Origin of the sequence: Paraburkholderia kururiensis (assembly GCF_034424375.1) — a bacterium.
Lineage (GTDB): Bacteria > Pseudomonadota > Gammaproteobacteria > Burkholderiales > Burkholderiaceae > Paraburkholderia > Paraburkholderia kururiensis_A.
Genome location: NZ_CP139965.1, coordinates 2,119,416 through 2,141,677, shown reverse-complemented (window position 1 = coordinate 2,141,677; position 22,262 = coordinate 2,119,416). Strand labels below are relative to the sequence as shown.

Sequence of the window (22,262 nt, the reverse complement as noted above, 5' to 3'; positions counted from 1 at the left end):
GTGCAGCACAGCGTAACGACGAAAGAAGGCTCTGAGAATTATTCTATTTCGATATGTTTATACGGATTAAATATTTATGGCTTGCATGTTTTGCCATGCGGCGAACGTCGATCTGACCGAGGCGTGCCGTGGTCGCCGACCCCGTCGGCGGAAAGCAGCGTGATCGAACCGAAGTCCCCACAATGCGCAGGCCCGTCAGTCTCTCCGGCGCGGCCGCGGCAATACAACGTGGCGCACGATCTGCACGAAGCTGCCGCGCAATCCGGATGGCGCCGTCAAACGAGAAATCGAGCATTCCATATCAATAAAGGGCAGATCGCACGCTGTGGCCGGCGCGGCATGGCCTCGGACGAGAGCCGTTATATCGCAGGCGCGGAACGGTTCGTCGACGGTGGCTCAGTTTCCGTTTGAACCGCGGCGTCACGGTTGGGTCGTTCGCGGCCAAACGGATCGAGGGCAGCCCCGCTCGGCGCGAGAAACGGCACGGCGTGGGTTCGTCGTCAGTGAGCCCAGCGCAGCACCTGTGCATCGAGTCGTCGCGCGATCTCGATCAGGCCCGCACGGGTTGCCGGATGCAGCGGCACGAGCGGCCGGCGTACAGCGTCCGACGCGATCACCCCGCCTTCCTTCATCAAGGCCTTGCAGGCGATCAGTCCGCACTGGCGGTTCTCGTAGTTGATGAGCGGCAGCCAGCGCGCGTAGCCCGCCGCCGCTTCGTCGCGATTGCCCGCCAGGTAGGCCTTCAGGATCGGCTGCAGGCCGTCCGGATAACCGCCGCCAAGGATGCTGCCCGTCGCGCCCGCATCGAGGTCGGCCAGCAAGGTGATGGCCTCCTCGCCGTCCCACGGCCCTTCGATGGCGTCGCCGCCCAGTTCGATCAGCTCGCGCAGCTTCGCGGCCGATTGCGGCACCTCGATCTTGAAGTAGCGCAGGTTGTCGATCTTGTGTGCCAGCCGCGCAAGGAACGCGGCCGATACCGATGTGCCGCTCATCGGCGCGTCCTGGTACATGATCGGAATGTCGATGGCGTTGGATACCTCCTCGAAGAAGTGTTCGATCGCCGCTTCGCCGCAACGAATCGTCGCGCCGTGATACGGCGGCATGATCATCACCATCGCGGCGCCGGCCGCCTGCGCCGCACGGCTACGTGCGGCGCAAATGGCAGGACTGAAGTGCGTGGTCGTGACGATCACCGGCACGCGGCCCGCGACGTGATCGAGGATCGTGGTCGTCAGTCGCGCGCGCTCGTCGTCGGTCAGCGAAAATTGCTCCGAGTAGTTCGCGAGAATGCAGAGGCCGTCCGCCCCCGCGTCGATGATGAAATCGACGCAGCGCTTCTGCCCGTCCAGATCGAGTTCGCCCTCCTCTGTGAAAATGGTGGGCGCAACGGAGAAGGCGCCTGCGTAGCGGCGCTTGATCGGCGTTGTACGATTCATCTCGCTTCCTCTTCCTTTAAGTAAGGATTGCATAACGATTAACGAGGTCTGCCGCCCTCTTTTCCTGTGCGGCATCCTGCGAAGGGAAAATCGCCCCCGACGTCAGACGCGGCCGTACTTCCCGCGCAGGCCATCCGCGATTCCGCACAGGATGGCCTGCAGCTTCATGCGCTTTTCCCGGGCGTGCAGCAGCACGAAGGCAATATGCTTGAGCGTGATCAGGTTGATGAGCAACAGCGCCGGATAGCGGCGCCAGTAATCGCGCGCAACCAGGATGCAGTTGCGGGCCGCGTAGTAGTGACGCAACGCGCTTTGGTCGAATATCTCGACGCGCGGCCAGCGCTGCGCCGGCACCGGCTTGCCAAGCTCATGCGGCAGCGACACGTCCGCATTCACGCATACCGGCACGCCGTGCGCCTGGGCACGCATGCAGTACTCCGCATCGACGTGGTCGATGAAGAAGTCTTCGCGGAAGCGGCCCAGCGCGCGATACGCTTCGAGCGAAATCGCCGTGCCGGACGAGATGATGACCGAGCACGGTTGCAGCCCATGCGCGCCGTCGCGAATCGGCGCGATCTGCGCCGACCACCGCCGCACGGTGAAGAGCGGCAGGTCGCGCCGGAAATTCAGGTTGAAGATGCGCGGCCCGACCAGAAAGCGCCTGTCGCCCACCGCCGCGCATCCTTCCAGCATCCGCGCAAAGTAGTCGTCGGGAATCGTCGAATCCTGATCGAAGATGAAGAACACGTCGCAGCCGCGTCCAATCAGAAATTCGACACCGGCGTTGAACGCGCCGGCGATGCCGCCGCGATTGTGATTAGCGATGACGTCGATGCCGCCGGCGGCCAGGCGTGCATGCAGGACCGGATCGGTCTGCGGGGAATTGTCGACCGCGACGACCACGGGGCTCAACGTTGGCAAGCGCAGCAGGTGATCGGTTTGTCCGGCGCTCGGCTTGTACAGCGTAATCAACGTGCCATGTTTCATGACGACGCCTCTTCGCAAGAGAATGATGGTTCGCCGCCCTCGCCTGCGGGCGGCCGCTTCCTCCTTTCAATTGCTGCTGTCCCGTCGTGCCACGAACAGCCCGTACCGTGGGCACCGTTATTTTGCGTACAGCTTCACGACGCTTGCGTGAACCACGCGTGTGATCTCTTCCATGCGCCAGCGGATGTGGGTATCCGTCAGCGCCACGCAGCGTGCGGTGTCGCGCTGCGCCAGTGCATCGAGAATCTGCAGATGCTCGGTGAACGCCTCGTTGCGGCGCTGATCGACGTCGACCCAGCGGACGTAGTGAATCCGCGCGTTGATTCCCTGCAGCACCCTGCCAATTTCTGCGTTGCCGGACATCGCCGCCAGCTCGAGGTGGAACAGCTCGTCATTCACGACAAGCTCGTCCGACGGCATGCGCTCCGCGCTCTTCATCACCTGCTTCCAGAAGCGGCGCAGCGTTTTGATGTCGCCGTCGGAAGCGCGCTCGCACGCGAGCATGACCGCCGTCGATTCAATCGAACGCCGCAATTCAAAGAGATCGAACACGTCCTTCTCGCCCAGTTCGCGGATAAAAAATCCCCGGTTCGGCACGAACGCCAGCAGGTTCTCCGCCACCAGCCGGTTGAGCGCTTCGCGAATCGGCGTACGGCTCACGTCGAGGCGCTCCGCCAGCTCGAGTTCGTTGACGCGTTCGCCCGGCCGGATCTTGTACAGCACCGCCATCTGCTTCAACTGCTCGTAAATCTCGTTGACCGTCATGCCCGTGCGCTTCGGCGCAACGGAGTCCCGCCCGGTGGGACGCACGTTCCGCGCAATCACGGAATCCGTTGTCATGTTGTCTCCTGGTTCAATCTGTCACCGCTCATTATCACTACTCTTCCAACCTTCAGGCCAGCTCTCGCGTGGCCACACGTGGCAGCAGCGGCGCGCAGGGCAGCATGTCGCTGCGGCGCGCGCTTCAGACCGTGAACAGTCTGCCGAACTGCGGCAAAGCGTCGGTCACGCCTGCCAGCCGCAGCGCATGCCAGGCCAACGCATGATTGCTCGACAAAACCGGCTTGTCGAGCCGCGCCTCGAAGCCTGCAATGGCGTCGGCAAGCCGAAGGCTGGTGCACGACACGAACATCGCGTCGACGGCAGGATCGCTCGCCAGTTCGAATACCGCGTGCTCGATGGACGCGCGGTCGATTCTCGCGACCTCGTTGTCGTCGCGATGTTCGAACGACCCTATCCGCACCACGTCGACGTTGCGGTCCTGCAGGTAGCGCGCCATCGCTTCGTTGATAGGCCGCTCGTAGGGCGTGAGGAGCGCCACCCCTCGTGCGCCGAGCGCGCCGAGCGCCACCCGCGCCGCGGTAATCGGCGTCGTGCACGCCACGTCCGGGCGCGCCTCGTGGATGCGCTCGAAGACACGTTCCTCGCCAAGCACCATCGATGCCGACGTACAGCCGAAGGCGACGACGTCGAGGTGTTCGCCGGGCCGGATCAGCTCCACGCCGGCGCGGATCCGGCCGTCCATCTGTTCGAGCGTGGCCGCCGTGATTTCCGCCGAATTCGCGACGCGGCTTTCGTAGAACGCCACACCTTCGAGCGCGAGCATCCGGCGCCATTCGTATTCGATCGTGTGATCCGTCGCGAGTACGACAAGACCGATTGCGGCGCGCCGCGCGATACCGTCATCCAGCGAGAAGCTGAAGCGCGCATAGGGGCTCGCGCTGCGCTCGACGCAATTCGAGAGAAGTTCGCTCACTGTAGTGTCATCCCTGAGATATCGATGTCCGGCTGCCGTCCGCTCATCACGTCGGCGAGGATCTTCGCGGTGCCGCAGGACATGGTCCAGCCCATGTGCCCGTGCCCCGTGTTGAGAAACAGGTTGCGGTGTCGCGTGGCGCCGATCAGCGGCGTACCCTCGGGCGTCATCGGCCGCAATCCGGCCCAGTAAGAAGGCCGCGCATAATCGGCGCCGTTCGGGAACAACGCTCGCGCGGTCGCGAGCATGTGAGTGAAATCGGCAGGCGTGTGCGCTGTGTCGTAACCGCAAAACTCCGCTGTCGCGGTGAGGCGCAGCCGCTGACCGAAGCGCGCCCACGCGACGAGTTGATTCTCTTCGACGCCGCCCAGCGTGGGCGATTCGTGCGACGCCTCGATCGGCAGCGTGACCGAATACCCTTTGACGGGATAAACCGGCAGCCGGTAGCCGAGTCCGCGAGCCAGCAACGGCGAATACGACCCCAGCGCGAGCACGTAGCGGTCGGCTGTGACGCGCCCTGCCGATGTCTGCACGTAGTCCACGGCATCCCCGCTCGCGCTGATGCCGTCGATCGCGGTGCCGAAGCGAAAGTCGACGCCGAGTTCACGGCAACGCTGTTCGAGCGCGCGGGTAAACAGATGCGCGTCGCCGCTTTCGTCGGTAGGGCAGTAGATCGCGCCAGCGATGTCGCCACCGGCTGCTCGTAGTGCGGGCTCGCGCGCCATCACCGCCTGCCGGTCGAGCGTTTCGAGCGGCAGTCCGTTGTCGGCGAGGATCGCCATGTTCGACACGCCGCGTTCGAACGACGCGGGATCGCGATACAGGTACAGCAACCCGCCGCTGATCCGGTCGTAAGCCAGCCTTTCTTCCTGCGTCGCCTGCTGGAGCTGCTGCTGCGCATAGCGGCAAAGCCGCACCTTGATCGACGTATTACGACGCGAACGTTCAGCCGTGCAGTTCTGCAGGAACAGCCAGCACCACGCCCACATCCGCCAGTCGGCCTTCGGTTTGAGCCGCAGCGCCTGGCCTTCCGTAAACAGCGACTTGAGCAGGATCTTGGGCGCGCGCGGCGACGCCCATGTGTACGAGTGCCCCGGCGCGATGAGGCCGGCATTCGCGAAACTGGTTTCGAGCGCGACGCCATCGCGACGATCGAGCACCACCACCTCGTCGCCCGCCTTCGCCAGAAAATAGGCCGTCGTCACGCCCACGATCCCGCCGCCCAGCACAACGGTTTTCATCCCGATACTCCGAGTTCAGCAGTCCGAATCTAGAACGCCGCCGCGATTGCCGCAATCGCCGCGATCTCCACCGTGTACTGCGGGAAAGCCAACTTCGACTCGACGCATGCGCGCGCCGGCGCATCGCCCTTCGGTACCCACGCATCCCAGATCCGGTTCATGTCGGCAAAGCTGCGATGGTCGGCAAGCCAGATGCTGGCGGACACGATGTGGCGCTTGTCGAGTTTCGCTTCTTCCAGCAGGCGGTCGAGCTTGTCGAGAATCTGCCGGGTCTGGCCGGCGACGTCGAGCGACGTGTCGTCCGCCACCTGCCCCGCGATGAAGGCGAATCCGCCCGCCACCACCATCTGGCTCATCCGCTCGCCCGCTCCGTAACGCTTGATTTCCATTGAGTCGCCTCTCGTTGACCTACGCAAGTTGAGGCCGATCGTATCACCTGAAATTCAACGGTGTATACACATTTTCAATAAAACGGATGAGTGCGCCAATCTAGAGCGCGCCTCCCGAAATGGTGCAGAGACGAATGCGTTATTGTGCGTAAAGTGCGCTTTATATGGGCATTTTGTGATTTATTTCGACCCAGCGCCCCGCTCTTCGAATTCCGCCAAAAATTTATCGCACAACTATTTTTGATCAGCAATTCTGTACACACTTTTGTATATCCAAACGGTCCAATCACCCATCAGGAGAAACACAATGAAGCTGTATCGCTGGAGTGCCGGAGTCGCTGCCGTGTGGTGTCTGTGCGCGTCGAACGCATGGGCGCAGGTCAGCCTTGGGGCCGTGTTGCCGTTGACGGGATCGAGCGCCTCGATCGGTGAGGATCAGCGGCGCGGCATCGAACTCGCTGTCGCGAAGATCAATGCACAGGGCGGCGTGCTGGGCCAGAAACTGCAGGTCAAGGTCGAGGACTCGGGCGGCACGGCCAACACCGCACTCGACGCGACGCGCAAGCTCGCCACCGTCGATCATGTGCCCGTCGTGCTGGGCGAGTTCTCGTCGTCGGTGACGATTCCGATCGGCCAGTTCCTCGTCAGACAGGGCGAGGTACACGTCAACATCGGCTCGTCGAGCCAGCAGATCCGCAAGATCGGTGCGGGCTCGTTCAGCGTGATCGGACTCGACGACCTCTCGGCGCGCTTCGCCGCACAGGACGTCTACGCGCGCAAGTTGCGCCACGTCGCGTTCATCGCGCCGAACAACGGCTACGGGCAGGGTCTTGCCAGCGAGTTCAAGAAACGCTTCGAGGCACTCGGCGGCACCGTCGTGTCGCTCGTGCTCTATACCGAGGGGCAGTCCACCTATCGCCGCGAACTCGAACAGGCGGCACGCGCGAAACCCGACGCCTACGTGTACAGCGCGTACGGTCAGGAAGCCGCAACGCTGAATCGCCAGGCCTACGAGATGCAGCTCAACAAAGCGCCGTGGTACGGCATCTATCTGACCATGTGCACGAGCGATACGACGCCGCAGATCGCACAAGGACAGATCGGCCTGGAAGTCGCGGCGGGCGGCGCGAACGCAAAGTCGTACGCCGACGCCTATCAGGCCGCCTACAAGGAGGCGCCGCGTTCGGCGTTCGGCAGCTATGCCTACGACGCCACGATGCTCGCCGCCGCGGCCATCAACAGCGCGCATTCGACGGACCCCGCGAAGATCCGCGCGGCAATGGACGCGCTCGGCAAGGGCTACGACGGCGTGACCGGCGACATCGCGTTCGACAGCGACGGCCAGCGCGCGGTCCAGCCGTACGAGAAGGTGGTCTTCAGGCAGGCCGTCGTCGCGCAGTGAGCGTCATCGTCCGCCGTTCACGGAGAATGCCATGCTGTCATTCCTGCTCGACGTCCTGATCCGCACCTCCGACCTGCTGCTCGTCTCGATCGGACTGTCCACGCTCTATTCGCTGATCCGCTTTCCCAACATCGCGCACGTGCAGTACGCGATGCTGGGCGCTTTCGCGTCGCTCGGCTTCGAACGCGCCGGGCTGCCGCTCGTACTCGCCGCCGCCGTGTCGTGCACGCTGGTGGGCTGCCTCGCGGTCCTGCTCAATGTTTTCGTATTCGCCCGGCTGCTGCGTTCGGGCAGTGCCACCGCGATGATCGGCTCGCTCGCGGTGTCGTTGATCGCCATCGCGCTCGTGCTGGGTACGGCAGGTTCGCGACCGCTCCAGTACGCGCAGGACCTGACGCCGCCCCTCTTGATCGGCGGCATCGCCGTGTCGCGGGCACAACTGGACTCGATCGCGTGCGGCACCCTCACGCTGCTGCTGTTCTCTGCGCTGTTGTACCGGACCGATCTGGGGCGCTCGATGCGCGCCCTCGCATCGAATGGTCCGCTCGCGCTCGCAACCGGCATCGACGCCCAGCGCGTCACCAACGTCATCACCTTCGCGAGCGGTGTCCTCGCCGCGCTCGGCGGCACGATGCTCGGCCTCACCGAGAGCGTGCACGTGAACCTCGGCAACGGGCTGCTCATTCCGGTGTTTTCGGCCGCGATCCTCGGCGGCCTCGGCAATCCGCTCGGCGCCGCGGCGGGCGCGCTGCTCATCGCGCTCGCCGAAACGCTGATGCTCAACGTCGATTTCGGCGCGCTGACGGGCTATCCGCAGCTGGCCTTCCCGGTGGCCTACGTGAGCGCCGTGTCGTTCCTGATCCTGCTCGTCGCGCTCATGTTCCGGCCGTACGGCATCTTCGACCGGGAGGTGCGGCGTGTCTAGCTTCCTTGTCCATCTGCTGACCTCGGCCTGCCTCTCCGCGATGATGGCGCTCGGACTCAACCTGCAGGCGGGCTACGCGGGCATGGTCAACTTCGGCTTCGTCGCGTTCGCCGGGCTCGGGGCGTACGCCGCCGGCATCGCCTCGCAGCTCGGCTGGACGCTGCCCGCCGCACTCGCCCTCGCGCTCGCAGCGGCGGGCGCGCTGGCCGTCGCGATTGCGCGGCTCGGCCGCCAGCTGTCGTCGGACTACTGGGGCATCGCGACGCTCGCGATTGCGGAGATCCTGCGCACCGTAGCGCTCAACGAAACGTGGCTGACGGGCGGCGCCCAGGGCATCGGCGGCATCCCGCCGCTGTTCGGCGGTCTCGCCGCGCCGTGGTCCGACCTTGCCTTCCTCGGCGTCGCCGCCGGCTGCCTTGCGCTCGTGTACGCCGCCTATCGCCGCATCGTGCGCAGCCGCTTCGGCCGTGCACTGAAGGTCATGCGAGAAGAACCGGCGCTCGCCGTCTGCTTCGGCTACGACCCGCTTTCGCTGAAGACGCGCGCCAGCGTCGCGGCCGCGCTGCCCGCCGCGCTGGCGGGGGCGCTGCTCACCTGGTACATCAGCTACGTCGGGCCGGACACGATGCTGTCGTCCGAAACCTTCGCGCTCTGGACGATCGTGATGGTCGGCGGCCTCGGCAGCCATGCGGGCGTGCTCGTGGGCGCGGTGCTGGTTCAGGCCGTGTATTCCTTCGCGCCTTTCCTGAAGGACTGGTTCGGTGTCGGCAGCGACCTCGCGGGCGCGGTCCGGCTCGGCCTCGTCGGGCTCATGCTGCTCGCCTGCCTGATGTGGCGGCCGCGCGGTCTGCTGCCCGAACGTCTGGAGACTCACCTATGAGCGCCCTTCTCGAGCTGGATGGCATCGCCATCCGCTATGGCGGCAACACCGTGCTGTCGGGACTCACGCTCTCGGTCGGCAGCGGCGAGATTGTGGGCCTGCTGGGCCCGAACGGCTCCGGCAAGAGCACGGTGCTGAATGCCGTGACCGGTTTCGCGCCGCTCGCAAGCGGCGAGATCCGCTTCGACGGCCGCCGCATCGACCGCTTCGCGCCGCAGCGCATCGCGCAACTCGGCATTCGCCGTACCTTCCAGCTTCCGTCCATGCCAGCCCGGATGTCGGTACTCGAACTGACGATGGCCGCCTCGTCGGTGCGTCACGGACTCGCGGCGGCGCTGCTGCGCGGCCCCTCGCTGCGCGAACTCGAACGCGAAACGCGCGCCCGGGCCACCGCGCTGCTCGACGAACTCAAGCTCTCGGCCGTGGCACATCTGCCCGCGGCGTCGATCTCCGGCGGCCAGAAGAAGCTGCTCGGCATTGCCTGCGCCATGATGACCGCGCCGAAGCTGCTGCTGCTCGACGAACCGACGGCCGGCGTTCATCCGAATCTGCGCGGCGAACTGGTTGCGGAACTGCGGCGCATCCACGCGCTCGGCGTAACGCTCGTCGTGATCGAACACGACATGCATTTCATCCGCGAGCTGTGCGACCGCTGCATCGTGCTCGATCGCGGCGCGGCCATCGCCAACTGCAAGCCGGTCGAACTGGAGCGCAACCGGCGCGTGCTCGATGCGTATCTCGGCCGCGCGCGCGGCGGCCGCCGGCCGCTGGAGGCGTCATGATCGAAGTCGACCAACTCGTTGCCGGCTACACCAAGGGCATCGACATCCTGCATGGCGTGTCGCTGCGCGTGGGCGCCGTGGAGATCGTGTCGATCCTCGGTCCGAACGGCTGCGGCAAGTCCACGCTGCTCAAGGCCATCGCCGGATTCGTGCTGCCGCGCTCGGGCACGGTGACGATGCAGGGCCGCGACCTCGCGCGCGAGCCCGTGCATCGCAAGGTGCGCCACCACGGCATCGGCTACGTACCGCAGACCGACAACGTATTCGGCGCCCTGACCGTGCGCGAGAACCTGATGCTCGGCGGCCAGGGCATGTCGTCGTTTCCGCGCGAGGCACGCATCGAGGAGCTGTGCGAGCAATACCCGGTGCTGCGGCGTCGCTACCGTGCGCCGGCCGCGGCGCTCTCGGGCGGCGAGCGGCAGATCGTGTCGCTCGCACGGGCGCTCGTGCCGCGGCCCGCCATGCTGCTGCTCGACGAACCGTCGGCCGGCCTGTCGCCAAAGATGGTGGACGAAGTGTTCGACGCGATTGTCCGCATGCGCGACACCGAACACATCGCCGTGCTGATGGTGGAGCAGAACGCGATCGAGGCGCTGCGCATTGCCGATCGCGGCATCGTGCTGACGATGGGCCGCGTGGCGCTCGAAGGTCCCGCCGCCGAACTGCTCGAAAGCGACGACATGCGGCGGCTCTACCTTGGCGGGAGAGCCGCATGAACCCGGCCACCTCCGGCACGGGCGGCACCAGCGGCACGGGCGGCACCAGCGGCACGGGCACGGCGGCCGCCGCACCGCAGGCGCGCCCCGCGACAGTCATGGCGGCCGTCGCGTGCGGCTTCGTGATGGCGATGCTCGACGTGACCATCGTGAACGTCGCACTGAAGGCGATGCAGAACAGCCTCGCGATATCGCTGACGACGCTCGTCTGGGTCGTCGACGCATACACGCTCAGCTTCGCCGCGCTGCTGCTGTTGGGCGGCGCGCTGGCAAACCGTTACGGCTCGAAGACGATCTATCTGCTCGGGCTCGCGCTGTTCGTCGCGGCGTCGGCGCTGTGCGCGCTCGCGGCGACACCCGCGATGCTGATCGCCGCGCGCCTCGCGCAAGGCGTGGGTGCCGCGCTCTTCATGCCGAGTTCGTTGAGCCTCTTGACGCTCGCGTTTCCGCCGGGCCCGCTGCGCACCCGCATGATCGGCCTCTGGGGCTCGCTCGTGTCCGCCGCGATGGCGCTTGGGCCGTGTGTCGGCGGCGTGCTGGTGGATGCGATCGGCTGGCGCGGCATCTTCTGGGTCAACCTGCCGGTCGGGGTCGTGGGCTTATGGCTGACCCGGCGCCACGTTGCACGTTCGCCGCGCCATGCCGGGCCGCTCAACGGCGCGGGCCATCTGTTCGCCGCGACGGCGCTCGCCGCGCTGAGCCTGACGCTGATCCAGGGGCCGAGCCTCGGCTGGACCTCGCCCGCCATCGTCGCCAGCGCAATGGCGACGATCGCGGCCACCGCTGCCTTCGTGCTGCGCGAGCGGTTCGCCCGCTACCGCATCCTGTCGGCCGCGCTGCTCGGCGAGCGGCGCTTCGTGGCCGGCAGCCTGCTCGGCCTCGCCATCAACTTCGGCATCCTCGCCGAGATCTTTCTGATCAGCCTCTACCTCCAGCAGCAACGCGGATCGAGTCCGCTCGCGACCGGCTTCCAGCTGTTTCCGCTGATGGCGATGTTCGGCATCGGCAATCTCGCCACCGCGCGCGTCAGCGCACGGCTCGGCTCGCGCGGCGCGCTGCTCGCCGGCCTTGCGCTCGCGACGCTCGGCAGTGCCGCACTGCTCGCCATCGACGTGTTGCCGTACGGCGCGATCGCGCTGTGCATCGGCGTCGCCAACTTCGGCGCGGGCCTCGCGATCCCGGCCATGAACCTGGTCGTCATGCAGGCCGCGCGCCCCGAGGATGCCAACCTCGCCGCCGCGTCGCTCAACGCGAGCCGGCAGATCGGCTCGCTCGTCGGCGTGGCCATCGCGTCGGTCGTACTGCACAGCTTCGCCGATGCCGGCCGCGCCACCGCCGCCGGTTTCGCGATCATCGCGGCAGCCTACGCGGGCGGCTTCGCGGTCGTGGTCCGGGCCATCAAGCCCGGCTGAACGCCGGACCATCGGCGCCCGCTCAACCTTTTTCCACTGGCAGCGAGGACAGCATGATCACAGCGACTGGCCGAAAAGGCCTCATTCTGGCGGGCGGCTCCGGTACCCGGCTGCATCCGCTGACGCATTCGGTATCGAAGCAACTGATGCCGGTCTACGACAAACCGATGATCTACTACCCGCTCAGCACGATCATGCTGTCGGGCATCCGCGAAGTCCTGATCATCTCCACGCCGCGCGATCTCGGCGCGTTCCAGCAACTGCTCGGCGACGGCACCCAGTGGGGCATGCGTTTCTCGTATGCCGAGCAGCCGCGTCCGGACGGCCTCGCCCAGGCGTTCGTGATCGGCGCATCGTTCATCGGGCACGACGCGGCGACCCTCGTGCTCGGCGACAACATCTATCACGGGCCCGCACTGTCGTCACTGCTGCAACGCGCCGCCGCGAAGACCACGGGCGCGACCGTGTTCGGCTACTACGTGCGCGACCCCGAGCGCTACGGCGTGGTGTCGTTCGACGAAACCGGACGCGCGATCGACCTCGAGGAAAAACCGAAGCAGCCGAAATCGAACTACGCGGTGACGGGACTCTATTTCTACGACAACGATGTCGTCGATCTGGCGAAGGCCGTGCGGCCTTCCGCACGCGGCGAGCTGGAGATCACCGACCTGAACCGCGCCTACCTCGAACGCGGCGCGCTCGATGTGGAGATTCTCGGTCGCGGCTATGCGTGGCTCGATACCGGCACACACGAATCGCTGCTCGACGCCGCCAACTTCATTCAGGTGATGCAGGCGCGCCAGGGACTGCAGATCGCCTGCCCCGAAGAGATCGCGTACCGGCTCGGCTGGATCGGCGCGGAGCAACTCGAAGCGCAGGCCCACCGGCTCGCGAAGAACGGCTACGGCCAGTATCTGCTCGAGGTGCTGCGCAAGGAGGTGGTCGCATGAAGATCGTCGAAACGCCGTTGCCGGGCGTGCTGCTTTTCGAACCGCGCGTGTTCGGCGACGAGCGCGGCTTTTTCGTCGAAAGCTTCCGCGAGAGCTGGCTGCGCGAAGCGGGCATCGACGCGACCTTCGTGCAGGACAACCAGTCGCGCTCGCGGCGCGGCGTGCTGCGCGGCCTGCACTATCAGCGCGTCAATCCGCAGGGCAAGCTGGTGCGCGCCGCGCGCGGCGCCGTCTATGACGTGGCCGTCGACATTCGCCGCGACTCGCCGCATTTCGGAGCATGGTTCGGTACCCGCCTCGACGACGAATCGCACCGGCAGCTCTGGATTCCGCCGGGCTTCGCGCACGGCTTCTGCGTGCTCTCGGACGCTGCGGACTTCGCCTACAAGTGCACGCAATACTACGACGCCGCCTCGGACGCCGGCATACGCTGGGACGACCCCGATCTCGGCATCGAGTGGCCCGTGTTCGACGACATCGCGCCGCAACTGTCCGACAAGGACCGGCTGCATCCGCGCCTCGCCGAACGCGCGCCCGACTCGCTGCCGCGCTGCCGGAGCGCATCGTGACGATCCTCGTGACGGGCGCGGGCGGCCAGGTGGGCCAGGAACTCGTGCGGCGTGCCGGGCAGCGCGCGTTGCTCGGACTGTCGCGCGCGCAGCTCGATATCGCCGATATCAATGCGGTGCGTGCCGCGCTGGCCGGACATCGCGCGAGTCTCGTCATCAACGCGGCGGCCTGGACCGCCGTGGACCGCGCCGAAACCGAACCGGAGGCGGCCTGGCGCGCGAACCACGACGGGCCGGCGACGCTCGCCGCCGCCTGTGCCGAAGCCGGGATTCCGCTGTTTCATCTGTCGACCGACTACGTGTTCGACGGCCGCGCGCCGGGTGCCTATGCGGAAACCGCCGAGGTGGCACCGCTCGGCGTCTACGGCATGAGCAAATGGGCCGGCGAACAGGCGGTGCGCGCGCATCTGCCGGAACGGCACCTGATCGTGCGCGTGGCATGGGTATTCGGCGCGTACGGCGGCAACTTCGTGCGCACCATGCTGCGCATAGGCGGCGAGCGCGACGTGGTGCGCGTCGTCGCCGACCAGTACGGCGGCCCGACCTACGCGGGCGCCATCGCCGACGCCTTGCTGTCGATCGCCTCTCGCCATCTCGCAGGCGAGCCGCTTGCCTCTGGCACCTACCATTTGTGCGGCACGCCGGTCACGACGTGGCATGGGTTCGCACAAACGATCTTCGCCGCCGCGCATCGTGCCGGGCTGCTCGCGCGCACGCCGCTCGTTCAGCCCATCCTGAGCTCGGCGTATCCGCTGCCGGCGCCGCGGCCCGCCAATTCGTCGCTCGACTGCACCCGGCTGCGCGAGCGCCTCGGCATCGAAGCCCCGCCGTGGATGGCGGGTTTGAGCGAAACGCTCGACATCTGGAAGCGAACCTCATGAACCATCGTCCGCAGCACGTGCTCGTTACCGGCGGCGCCGGCTTCATCGGTGCCAATTTCGTCCGCCATCTGCTGGCCACCGATCCACACGTGAAGATCGTCACGCTCGATCTGCTGACCTACGCCGGCAGGCTCGACAACCTTGCCGACCTGCCGGACGAGGACCGGCACCGGCTCGTGGTCGGCGACATCTGCGACCGGCAACTGGTCGACGCGTTATTGCGCGAGCACGCCATCGACACCGTCGTCCATTTCGCGGCCGAAAGCCACGTGGACCGCTCCATCGTTGGTCCCGGCGAGTTCGTCCGCACCAACGTCGTGGGCACCGCAACGCTGCTCGAAGCCGCGCGGCAGTACTGGTTCGGCGAGCAGCGCCTTGACGCCACCACGGCGCGCGCCCAACGACGCTTCCATCACATCGGCACCGACGAGGTGTACGGCTCGCTCGGGCCCGACGATCCGCCGTTCTCCGAAACGACGCGCTACGCGCCCAATTCGCCGTATTCGGCCAGCAAGGCCGGCTCCGACCATCTGGTGCGCGCCTACTGGCACACGTATGGATTGCCCGTCACGACGACCAACTGCTCGAACAACTATGGCCCGTTGCAGCACGACGAAAAATTCGTCCCCACGGTCATCCGCAGTTGTATGGAAGGCACGCGCATCCCGGTGTACGGCGACGGCTCGAACATCCGCGACTGGCTGTTCGTCGACGATCATTGCCGCGCCATCGACACGGTCGTGCGCCGCGGCGCCCCCGGCGAGACCTACAACGTCGGCGGCTGCAACGAATGGCGGAACATCGATATCGTGCGGCTGATCTGCGCGCTGATGGACGAGAACCGGCCCGATAGCGCGCCGCATGCAGGGCTTATCCAGTTCGTGACCGACCGGCCCGGACACGACTGGCGCTACGCGATCGACGCGGGCAAGATCATCGACGAACTCGGTTGGCGGCCGCAGGAGAGCTTCGAGAGCGGGATTCGTAAAACACTGATGTGGAATCTTGCCCGCCTGACACTGAGCTAGCCGCGTCGCGCGGCAGCGAATTCTCCCAGCATCCAGTCACGCAGTTTGCGCAGCGCCGTACTCGTATCGAAGCGTTCGGGCGTATAGCAGAGGAAGTGCCCCTGATCGTCGACGTCGACGGGCGCGTCTATGGGCTGCACAAGCGCGCCGGCCCCGAGCGGCACGCCGATCAGGAACGCCGGGACGAGCGCGACGCCCAGCCCTGACTGCGCCGCCTGAATCAATACCGCGTACTGCTCGAAACGCGGTCCCGAGAATGCGTTCATGGGCGCAACGCCATAGGCTTGCGACCACTGAAACCAGACGCTTTCGGCCTGCTCATGCACGAGCCGCGGCGCCGCGGCGAGGTCGGCCGGCGTGCGCAGCGCATGCTTTGCCGCGAAACCGGGCGAACAGACCGGCACAAACGTGCGCCCATCGAGATAGTCGCAGCACAAGCCTTCCCAGCGGCCGTCGCCATAGCGGATCGCCGCGTCGAGCCCGAGCGGGAACGGGTCGCCGTGCGCGAGATGGCGCCGGAAACTCAGCGTGACGTTCGGCGCGGCCGCCAGAAACGACGGCAGCCTGGGCACCAGCCACTTGGTCGTGAAGGTCGGCACGCTCGCCAGCGTCAGCAGATCGCTGTCCTCGCGCACGCTCAGCAGCTCCAGCGAAGCATTGCCGATCTCGCGAAGCGGGGCCGTCACGCGCCCGTGATAAAGCTGCCCCGCCCTCGTCAACGACAGATTGCGCCCCTCGCGCGCGAACAGCTTCACGCCGAACAGCGCTTCCAGGTTGGCGATCTGACGGCTGACCGCGCTCGGCGTGAGTCCCAGTTCGCGTGCTGCATACGAGAAGTTCAGATGTTTCGCTGAACTTGCGAACGCATGCAGTTCGGCCATGTTCGGATAGAGGTGTTTCATCGCCAGATATTCCGGATTCGCAAAGATCGATGCGTGGTTTGTACGTTTTTTTCATGACGATGCCATGTCGGGACCGCACACTGGCGGCCGTCATCGCGAACCCAGGTGACTGATTCAGCTGGGTTTCGCGCCGTCTTGCCGCCTGTTTACGGAATTGCCGATGCACTCTCCCGCCGCCACCGCCCGCCCGGCTGGTGTTCCTGTTTGTCGCAGCACGCGGTCGCCGGCGCCGGGGCGCATGCTGGTGCGGGCAGTCGTCGTGCTGTTCGCGCTCTACCTGCTGCTGCCCATCGCGCTGCTTCTGATCGGGTCGACCGGCCGCAGCTGGACCAATACGCTGCTGCCGACCGGATTGACCGCGCACTGGTATGCCGATCTCGCGGCCGACCCGAGCTTTCGCCGCGCGTTCGGCACGAGCCTCACGGTCGCGCTGGCGTGCTGCGCGCTCAACGCCGTGCTCGGCGTGCCGCTCGCCTATGCGCTTCATCACCGGGCGCGCGCCGGCGGCGGACTCGCTGCGCGCCTCGTCATGCTGTTGCCCGTCGCCGTGCCTGCGCTGACGCTCGGCTTCGGCTATATCGCCGTGTTCGGCGGCGATGGGCTGCCGTGGCTCGGCACGTTGTGGCTGATGATCGCCGCGCATGCGATGTTGACGATGCCGTACCTGCTGCAAACGCTGCTGGCCGACCTGCGCCACCTTGATCTCGCGACGCTCGAAGCCTGCGCCGCCACGCTCGGCGCGACGCCGCTGCGCCAGTTCCTGACCATCGCGCTGCCCAGCCTGCGTCACAGCCTGTTTGCGGGCCTCGTGATGGTGGCCGCCCTCTCGATAGGCGAATTCCAGATCTCCAACCTGATTGCGGGCTTTCGCTACCGCAACTATCCCGTCGTGTTGCTGCAGGCGTTCTACGGCGCCTCGGGCTTTGCCTGCGCCGCGACCGTCGTGCTGCTCGCGCTCGCCGTTGCCGCGGCGCTTGCCTCGATCACCACCGTGCAACGACTGAAGTGAAACCATGAGTCTCGAATTCGACACCGTCAGCTACACGTATCCAGGCGCGTCGCACGGCATTACCGACATTTCCCTGAAAGCGGCGCCCGGCGAACTGCTGGCCGTGATCGGCCAGAGCGGCTCGGGCAAATCCACGCTGCTGCGCCTCACCGCGGGGCTCCTGTCCGGGTACACCGGCCGCATCGCGATCGGCGGCCAGGACGTTGCCGGCGAGCCGGTCTGGCGGCGCGGCGTCGGCATGGTCTTTCAGCAGTACGCGTTGTTCGCACACCTGAGCGTGGCGGACAACGTCGCCTACGGCCTGAAGATGCGCGGCGTCGAGCGCGCCGCACGACGACGCCAGGCGCTCGCCATGCTGGACCGTGTGGGCCTCGCGAGCCATGCCGACCGGCCGCCGACGCAACTCTCTGGAGGCCAGCAGCAGCGCGTCGCATTGGCCCGCGCGCTCGTCATCGAGCCGCGCGTGCTGCTGCTCGACGAGCCGCTCGCCGCACTCGACGCCGGCATCCGACATCAACTGCGCGACGAGATTCGCGCGCTGCAACGCGCGTGCGGTGCGACCACCCTGTTCGTGACGCACGATCAGGACGAGGCGCTCAGCATGGCCGATCGCGTCGCCATCGTCGAAGACGGGCGCGTGCTCCAGGTGGGCACGCCGCGCGAGTTGTACGAGACGCCGGCCTCCGTGCGCGTCGCGCGCTTCATCGGGCATTCGACCATCTTGCGTGGACGCGTGATGACGACCAACCGCATCGACGTCGGATTCACGACGTTTTGCGCGGAAACCGGCCAGCACCGCCCGGGCGACACCGTCGAACTGCTGCTGCGTCCCGAGCACGTGCTGGCCGACCCCGAGCCGGGCTGCCCGAATCAGGTCCACGGCGCGCGAGGCGACGTCCGCTACTTCGGCTCGACGCACCGCTATGACTTCCTTCCGTACGGAGCGGACGCGCCGCTGCTCGGCGAGGGCCGCGTCGTGCCGGTGCACTGCATTGCCATCGAGCCGCGCCATCTGCGTGTGCTGCCAGCTGCGCCACGCGAATGAAGGTGCGTGCGGCACACCGCACACAGCCGGCTTTTCCTGAAATCCACACACCCGTCTGCTTCGTCAGATACCTGACCGGCCTCTCTTACGCATTCCGGAGAACCACGATGTTTGCCACACCCACCTTGATCCAACGTATGCGCGCCGCGGCGCTCGCGCTCGGCACGCTGCTCGCGTGCGCGGCCCATGCCGAGCCGCGTGTGCCGCTGTACCCCGGCGAGCAGGCGCTCTACGAGAAGGCGACCGACGAAGGCCTCGTCGTCTCGTTCGATACCGGTCCCGAGTGGGCCAACTGGAAGTCGTTGTTCGCGGGCTTTCGCGAGCGCTATCCGAAGGTCGAGATCACCTACAACGACATCGGCTCGGCCGCGACCGTAGTGGCGCTCGACAAGGCGCGCCGCCGGCCGCAGGCGGACACGGCCTACTACTTCGCCGCGTCCGCGCTCGACGCGAAAGCGAAGGACCTCGTCGCGCCGTTCAAGCCGCTCAACTTCGACAAGCTGCCGCAGGTGTTTCGTGATCCTGATGGTCGCTGGTTCACCGTCCACTCGCTGAACATCGCGTTCCTCGTCAATCGCAAGCTCGTGAAGGAAGTGCCGCGGCGCTGGTCCGACCTGCTCAAGCCCGAGTACCGCAACGCCGTCGTCTACCTCGATCCGCGTTCGACGGGCCAGGGCCAGGTGGACGTGTTCGCGGCGGCTTACGCCATGGGCGGCAGCGTCGACGACCCGAAGCCGGGCGCCGATTTCTTCGGCAAGCTGAAGGCCGCCGGCAACGTGATGCGCGTGGAGGGCACCACGCCGTACGCGAAGTTCGTGAAGGGCGAGATTCCGGTTCTGATCGGCTACGAGAACGACGGACTGAAGGCCCGCTACGTCGACGGCATGGGCGACACGGCCGAAGTCGTGATTCCGCAGGACGGCAGCGTGTCGGCACCGTACGCGATGAGTCTCGTCAAGAACGCGCCGAATCCGTCCGCCGCGCAGCTCTGGCTCAATTACGTGATGAGCGATGCAGGCCAGGCGTTGTTCGCGCGCGGTTACGTGCGCCCCGCCGTGCCGGCCGTCGCGCTGGCGCCGGAGGTGGCCGCCAGAATGCCGGATGCACCGCAGGTGCATCCGCTCGATGTCGCGAAGGCCGCGGCGAAGAAGGCGCTGGTCGACCAGCTCTGGTCGCAGGCGACGCTCGGCGAGTGAACGGTATGACGTTCCATCACGACAGCCAGGGCCGCCGGTAATGCGACACGCGACATTCGATACCCGCAACGCGGGCCTGCTGCGCCGCTTCGGTGCCATACCGGCCGCCATTCTGTTCGCCGTCGCATTCGCGTTGCCGCTCGCGTCGCTTGTCGTAGCCGCGTTCGACGGCGGCGGCCACGCGTTCGGCGCCGTGTTCGGCGATCCGCTGGTGAGCGACGCGCTCGTCCGCTCCATCGGGCTTGCGGCGGCCTCCGGCACGTTGTCGACGCTGGTCGGCATTGTGCTGGCCATCGCGCTGGCCGGGCAGTCGCCGCGGCGCCGCCGGCTCTGGCTGGCGGTGCTGGGCGTGCCGCTCGCGTTCTCCGGACTGGTGATCGCTTACGGCTTCATCCTGACGTTCGGCCGCGCCGGCTTCGTGACCCTGTTGCTCGCGAAGCTGGGTGCCGACCCGGCGCGCGTGGGCGGGGTGATCTACACCACGTTCGGGCTGGTAATCGCCTACGCGTACTACCTGATTCCGCGCGTTGCGCTGATGCTCTATCCGGCCTTCGCGAATTTCGACCGGCGCCCGCTCGACGCGGCCCTGACGCTCGGCGCACGGCCGTGGCGGGCCTGGATCGACGTGGCGTGGCGCGAACTGTGGCCCTCGGTGGCATCGGCGTGGTGCCTCGTCGCGGCGATCGCGCTCGGCACCTACGGCACCGCTGTCGCACTGGCCGGCACGCAGATCAATATCCTGCCGCTGCTCATGTACCTGAAGCTGTCCGACGGGCAGACCGATTTCTCGCAGGCGGCCGTGCTGTCCATCGTGCTGACGGCGCTGTGCACCTGCGTTCTTGCAATGGGGGAATGGATTGTCAGACCAAGGCAACATTGAACGCACGATGCTGGCCGAGGCGGCGCTCGCGGCGCACTCGGCGCACTCGGCGCTCTCCGAGCTCGCCGCGCGTCAGCGGGCGCCGAACCGGCATCGGATGCCGGTGGGCGTGATCGGCCCGCGCGAGGCCACGGCGGAGCAGTTGCACGTCGCCGAGACCATCGCCTATGCGCTTGCGCAGGCCGGCATGACGATACTCGGCGGCGGCAAGGGCGGCGTGATGGAAGCGTCCGCGCGCGGCGCGCAACGGGCGGGCGGCATCGCGATCGGCCTGCTGCCCGAGGACGACGCGCAAGGCGCGAATCCTTACCTCGGCGTCGCGCTGCCGACGGGGCTCGGCATCACGCGCAACGCGCTGATCGCACGCGCGTCGCTGTGCCTCATCGCGGTGGGTGGCGGTCTCGGCACGCTGTCCGAAATCGTGCTCGGGCTGCAATGGGGCAAGCCCGTGTTCGCGGTCTGCGACGCACCGCTGGTGGCGGGCGTCGAGGCCTTCGACTCGGCAGACGCAGTGCTTGCGCGCGCGGCGCACTGGCTCGCCACGCTTCCCTGATACACGCAACAGGGTTTCACGGTAGTAGAGATCTTTTTGTCAATCAAATAGGATGACTAAATATGAAAAAAACCATCATCGCGTCGTGCGTGCTGGGCGGCGCGGCCATGAGCGCTCATGCACAGAGCAACGTCACGCTGTACGGCATCGTCGATAACGGCCTTGCCTGGCAGAACAGCGCCACCTCGGTCGGCTCGACCTCAAATGGTCATTCGGTGGTGAAGATGACCGCGGGCGTGTGGGCGGGCAGCCGCTTCGGCCTGAAGGGCAGCGAAGATCTGGGCGGCGGTACCAAGGCCATCTTCACGCTCGAAGCCGGTGTGAACAGCACGAACGGCACCTCGCAGTTCTCGGGCGGCATGTTCACGCGCCAGTCGTGGGTGGGCCTGACCCACCCGCGCTTCGGTACGCTGACGGCGGGTCGCCAGTACACGGCCTATTACACGATGCTCTCGCCGTGGAGCCCGACCACCTGGATCACCGGCTACTTCGGCGCGCATCCCGGCGATATCGACTCGCTCGACAACATCTACCGTTCCAACAACTCGCTGGTCTATCAATCGCCGAAGATGGGCGGCTTCACGTTCGCCGCGTCGTATGCGTTCGGCGGCGTGCCGGGCAGCGTCAACGCCGGATCGACGTGGAGCGCGGGCGTGCAATACACGAACGGGCCTGTCGGCATCGGCGCGGCGTATCAGCGCGTGAACAATTCGACGCCCGGCGGCGGTGCCTGGGGCGCCTCGTCGACGACGTCGAACGGCGGCGCGCAAACGGCCGTCTCCGCCATCAACAACGGCTACCAGACCGCGCAGGCGCAGCAGCGTTTCGCGGTGACGGGCGGCTACCGCTTCTCGGACGCCTGGGACGTGTCGGCTTCGTATTCGAACGTGCAGTACATTCCCGGCACCGGCTCCTCGTTCCGCAACACGGCCATCTTCAACACGGCAGGCGCGGTGCTGCACTTCCACCCCTCCGCGGCCTGGGACTTCGCGGGCGGCTACAGCTACACGCGCGCCACGCTGGCCAACGGCATCACGAACGCCGCGCAGTATCACCAGTTCACGCTGTCGCAGTACTACGCCGTGTCCAAGCGTACGGGCTTCTACATGGTCGAGGCGTATCAGCGTGCGAACGGCGATACCTTGTCGGCTAACCGCAAGGTCGTCATCGCCACGCCGTCGATTGGCGATGGCTTCAGTGGCGCTCCGTCGTCGTCGCGCAGTCAGGTCGCAGCCGGCGTGGGTATCGTGCACCGGTTCTAGGCGACACAGCGGGCGGCGACGCCCGCCTGCGCCGCGGCTGGTAGGCGGTAATCGCGCCGAA

General features: G+C 66.6%; 23 protein-coding genes. 16 read left to right on the top strand and 7 right to left on the bottom strand.

What is annotated here, in order from left to right; genetic code table 11:
* Positions 1 to 500: 500 nt before the first annotated feature.
* The 6 genes from U0042_RS09660 to U0042_RS09635 all read right to left on the bottom strand — a co-directional run bounded on the left by U0042_RS09660 (position 501) and on the right by U0042_RS09635 (position 5,809).
* Positions 501 to 1,436: a dihydrodipicolinate synthase family protein gene (locus U0042_RS09660; protein ID WP_114814363.1), complete on the bottom strand. Its 936-nt coding sequence runs from the start codon at positions 1,434 to 1,436 to the stop codon at positions 501 to 503.
* Positions 1,437 to 1,538: 102 nt separating this feature from the next.
* Positions 1,539 to 2,423, bottom strand: coding sequence for a glycosyltransferase family 2 protein (locus U0042_RS09655; RefSeq protein ID WP_114814364.1), 885 nt, complete (start codon positions 2,421 to 2,423; stop codon positions 1,539 to 1,541).
* Positions 2,424 to 2,540: 117 nt separating this feature from the next.
* Positions 2,541 to 3,263: a GntR family transcriptional regulator gene (locus U0042_RS09650; RefSeq protein WP_114814365.1), complete on the bottom strand. Its 723-nt coding sequence runs from the start codon at positions 3,261 to 3,263 to the stop codon at positions 2,541 to 2,543.
* 124 nt (positions 3,264 to 3,387) lie between these two features.
* Entirely contained in the window at positions 3,388 to 4,179 is a 792-nt protein-coding gene (locus tag U0042_RS09645) for an Asp/Glu racemase (RefSeq protein WP_114814366.1), read from the bottom strand.
* Positions 4,176 to 5,420 carry a D-amino acid dehydrogenase gene (locus U0042_RS09640; RefSeq protein ID WP_114814367.1) on the bottom strand — a complete coding sequence of 415 codons (1,245 nt, stop codon included), beginning with the start codon at positions 5,418 to 5,420 and terminating at the stop codon, positions 4,176 to 4,178. Before U0042_RS09640 ends, U0042_RS09645 begins: the two co-directional genes overlap by 4 nt.
* A 29-nt stretch (positions 5,421 to 5,449) precedes the next feature.
* Entirely contained in the window at positions 5,450 to 5,809 is a 360-nt protein-coding gene (locus tag U0042_RS09635; protein WP_114814368.1) for a RidA family protein, read from the bottom strand.
* A gap of 307 nt (positions 5,810 to 6,116) precedes the next feature.
* On the opposite strand from U0042_RS09635, the gene U0042_RS09630 reads away from it, so the two are divergent.
* The 10 genes from U0042_RS09630 to rfbB are packed head-to-tail and all read left to right on the top strand — an operon-like array spanning position 6,117 to position 15,354.
* The gene (locus tag U0042_RS09630) at positions 6,117 to 7,211 is read left to right on the top strand and encodes an ABC transporter substrate-binding protein (RefSeq protein ID WP_114814369.1); all 1,095 of its coding nucleotides are present in this window, start codon (positions 6,117 to 6,119) and stop codon (positions 7,209 to 7,211) included.
* Positions 7,212 to 7,242: 31 nt separating this feature from the next.
* Positions 7,243 to 8,136: a branched-chain amino acid ABC transporter permease gene (locus U0042_RS09625; protein WP_114814370.1), complete on the top strand. Its 894-nt coding sequence runs from the start codon at positions 7,243 to 7,245 to the stop codon at positions 8,134 to 8,136.
* Complete coding sequence (locus U0042_RS09620) at positions 8,129 to 9,016, top strand: branched-chain amino acid ABC transporter permease (RefSeq protein ID WP_114814371.1); 888 nt, start codon at positions 8,129 to 8,131, stop codon at positions 9,014 to 9,016. The genes U0042_RS09625 and U0042_RS09620 overlap by 8 nt, the downstream gene beginning before the upstream one ends.
* Positions 9,013 to 9,798 carry an ABC transporter ATP-binding protein gene (locus tag U0042_RS09615; protein ID WP_114814372.1) on the top strand — a complete coding sequence of 262 codons (786 nt, stop codon included), beginning with the start codon at positions 9,013 to 9,015 and terminating at the stop codon, positions 9,796 to 9,798. The genes U0042_RS09620 and U0042_RS09615 overlap by 4 nt, the downstream gene beginning before the upstream one ends.
* Positions 9,795 to 10,514, top strand: coding sequence for an ABC transporter ATP-binding protein (locus U0042_RS09610; protein ID WP_114814373.1), 720 nt, complete (start codon positions 9,795 to 9,797; stop codon positions 10,512 to 10,514). Before U0042_RS09615 ends, U0042_RS09610 begins: the two co-directional genes overlap by 4 nt.
* Entirely contained in the window at positions 10,511 to 11,926 is a 1,416-nt protein-coding gene (locus U0042_RS09605) for an MFS transporter (protein ID WP_232833546.1), read from the top strand. The genes U0042_RS09610 and U0042_RS09605 overlap by 4 nt, the downstream gene beginning before the upstream one ends.
* A 53-nt stretch (positions 11,927 to 11,979) precedes the next feature.
* Positions 11,980 to 12,876: a glucose-1-phosphate thymidylyltransferase RfbA gene (rfbA, locus tag U0042_RS09600; protein ID WP_114814374.1), complete on the top strand. Its 897-nt coding sequence runs from the start codon at positions 11,980 to 11,982 to the stop codon at positions 12,874 to 12,876.
* Complete coding sequence (gene rfbC, locus U0042_RS09595; RefSeq protein ID WP_114814375.1) at positions 12,873 to 13,445, top strand: dTDP-4-dehydrorhamnose 3,5-epimerase; 573 nt, start codon at positions 12,873 to 12,875, stop codon at positions 13,443 to 13,445. Before rfbA ends, rfbC begins: the two co-directional genes overlap by 4 nt.
* Positions 13,442 to 14,326 (top strand): dTDP-4-dehydrorhamnose reductase, encoded by an 885-nt coding sequence (rfbD, locus tag U0042_RS09590; RefSeq protein ID WP_114814376.1) that lies wholly within the window; start codon positions 13,442 to 13,444, stop codon positions 14,324 to 14,326. Before rfbC ends, rfbD begins: the two co-directional genes overlap by 4 nt.
* Positions 14,323 to 15,354, top strand: a complete 1,032-nt coding sequence (gene rfbB, locus U0042_RS09585; RefSeq protein ID WP_114814377.1) for a dTDP-glucose 4,6-dehydratase — start codon at positions 14,323 to 14,325, stop codon at positions 15,352 to 15,354. Before rfbD ends, rfbB begins: the two co-directional genes overlap by 4 nt.
* Here rfbB and U0042_RS09580 read toward each other — a convergent pair.
* Complete coding sequence (locus U0042_RS09580; protein WP_114814378.1) at positions 15,351 to 16,256, bottom strand: LysR substrate-binding domain-containing protein; 906 nt, start codon at positions 16,254 to 16,256, stop codon at positions 15,351 to 15,353. The genes rfbB and U0042_RS09580 overlap by 4 nt on opposite strands.
* A gap of 160 nt (positions 16,257 to 16,416) precedes the next feature.
* On the opposite strand from U0042_RS09580, the gene U0042_RS09575 reads away from it, so the two are divergent.
* The 6 genes from U0042_RS09575 to U0042_RS09550 all read left to right on the top strand — a co-directional run bounded on the left by U0042_RS09575 (position 16,417) and on the right by U0042_RS09550 (position 22,201).
* The gene (locus U0042_RS09575; RefSeq protein ID WP_114814379.1) at positions 16,417 to 17,265 is read left to right on the top strand and encodes an ABC transporter permease; all 849 of its coding nucleotides are present in this window, start codon (positions 16,417 to 16,419) and stop codon (positions 17,263 to 17,265) included.
* Between the two features lie 4 nt (positions 17,266 to 17,269).
* Positions 17,270 to 18,310: an ABC transporter ATP-binding protein gene (locus U0042_RS09570; RefSeq protein WP_114814380.1), complete on the top strand. Its 1,041-nt coding sequence runs from the start codon at positions 17,270 to 17,272 to the stop codon at positions 18,308 to 18,310.
* A 107-nt stretch (positions 18,311 to 18,417) separates the two neighbouring features.
* Positions 18,418 to 19,506, top strand: coding sequence for an extracellular solute-binding protein (locus U0042_RS09565; RefSeq protein WP_114814381.1), 1,089 nt, complete (start codon positions 18,418 to 18,420; stop codon positions 19,504 to 19,506).
* 40 nt (positions 19,507 to 19,546) lie between these two features.
* Entirely contained in the window at positions 19,547 to 20,386 is an 840-nt protein-coding gene (locus U0042_RS09560) for an ABC transporter permease (RefSeq protein WP_114814382.1), read from the top strand.
* Between the two features lie 7 nt (positions 20,387 to 20,393).
* The gene (locus U0042_RS09555; RefSeq protein WP_114814383.1) at positions 20,394 to 20,939 is read left to right on the top strand and encodes a TIGR00725 family protein; all 546 of its coding nucleotides are present in this window, start codon (positions 20,394 to 20,396) and stop codon (positions 20,937 to 20,939) included.
* 62 nt (positions 20,940 to 21,001) lie between these two features.
* Positions 21,002 to 22,201 (top strand): porin, encoded by a 1,200-nt coding sequence (locus U0042_RS09550; RefSeq protein WP_114814384.1) that lies wholly within the window; start codon positions 21,002 to 21,004, stop codon positions 22,199 to 22,201.
* Positions 22,202 to 22,262 lie beyond the last annotated feature (61 nt).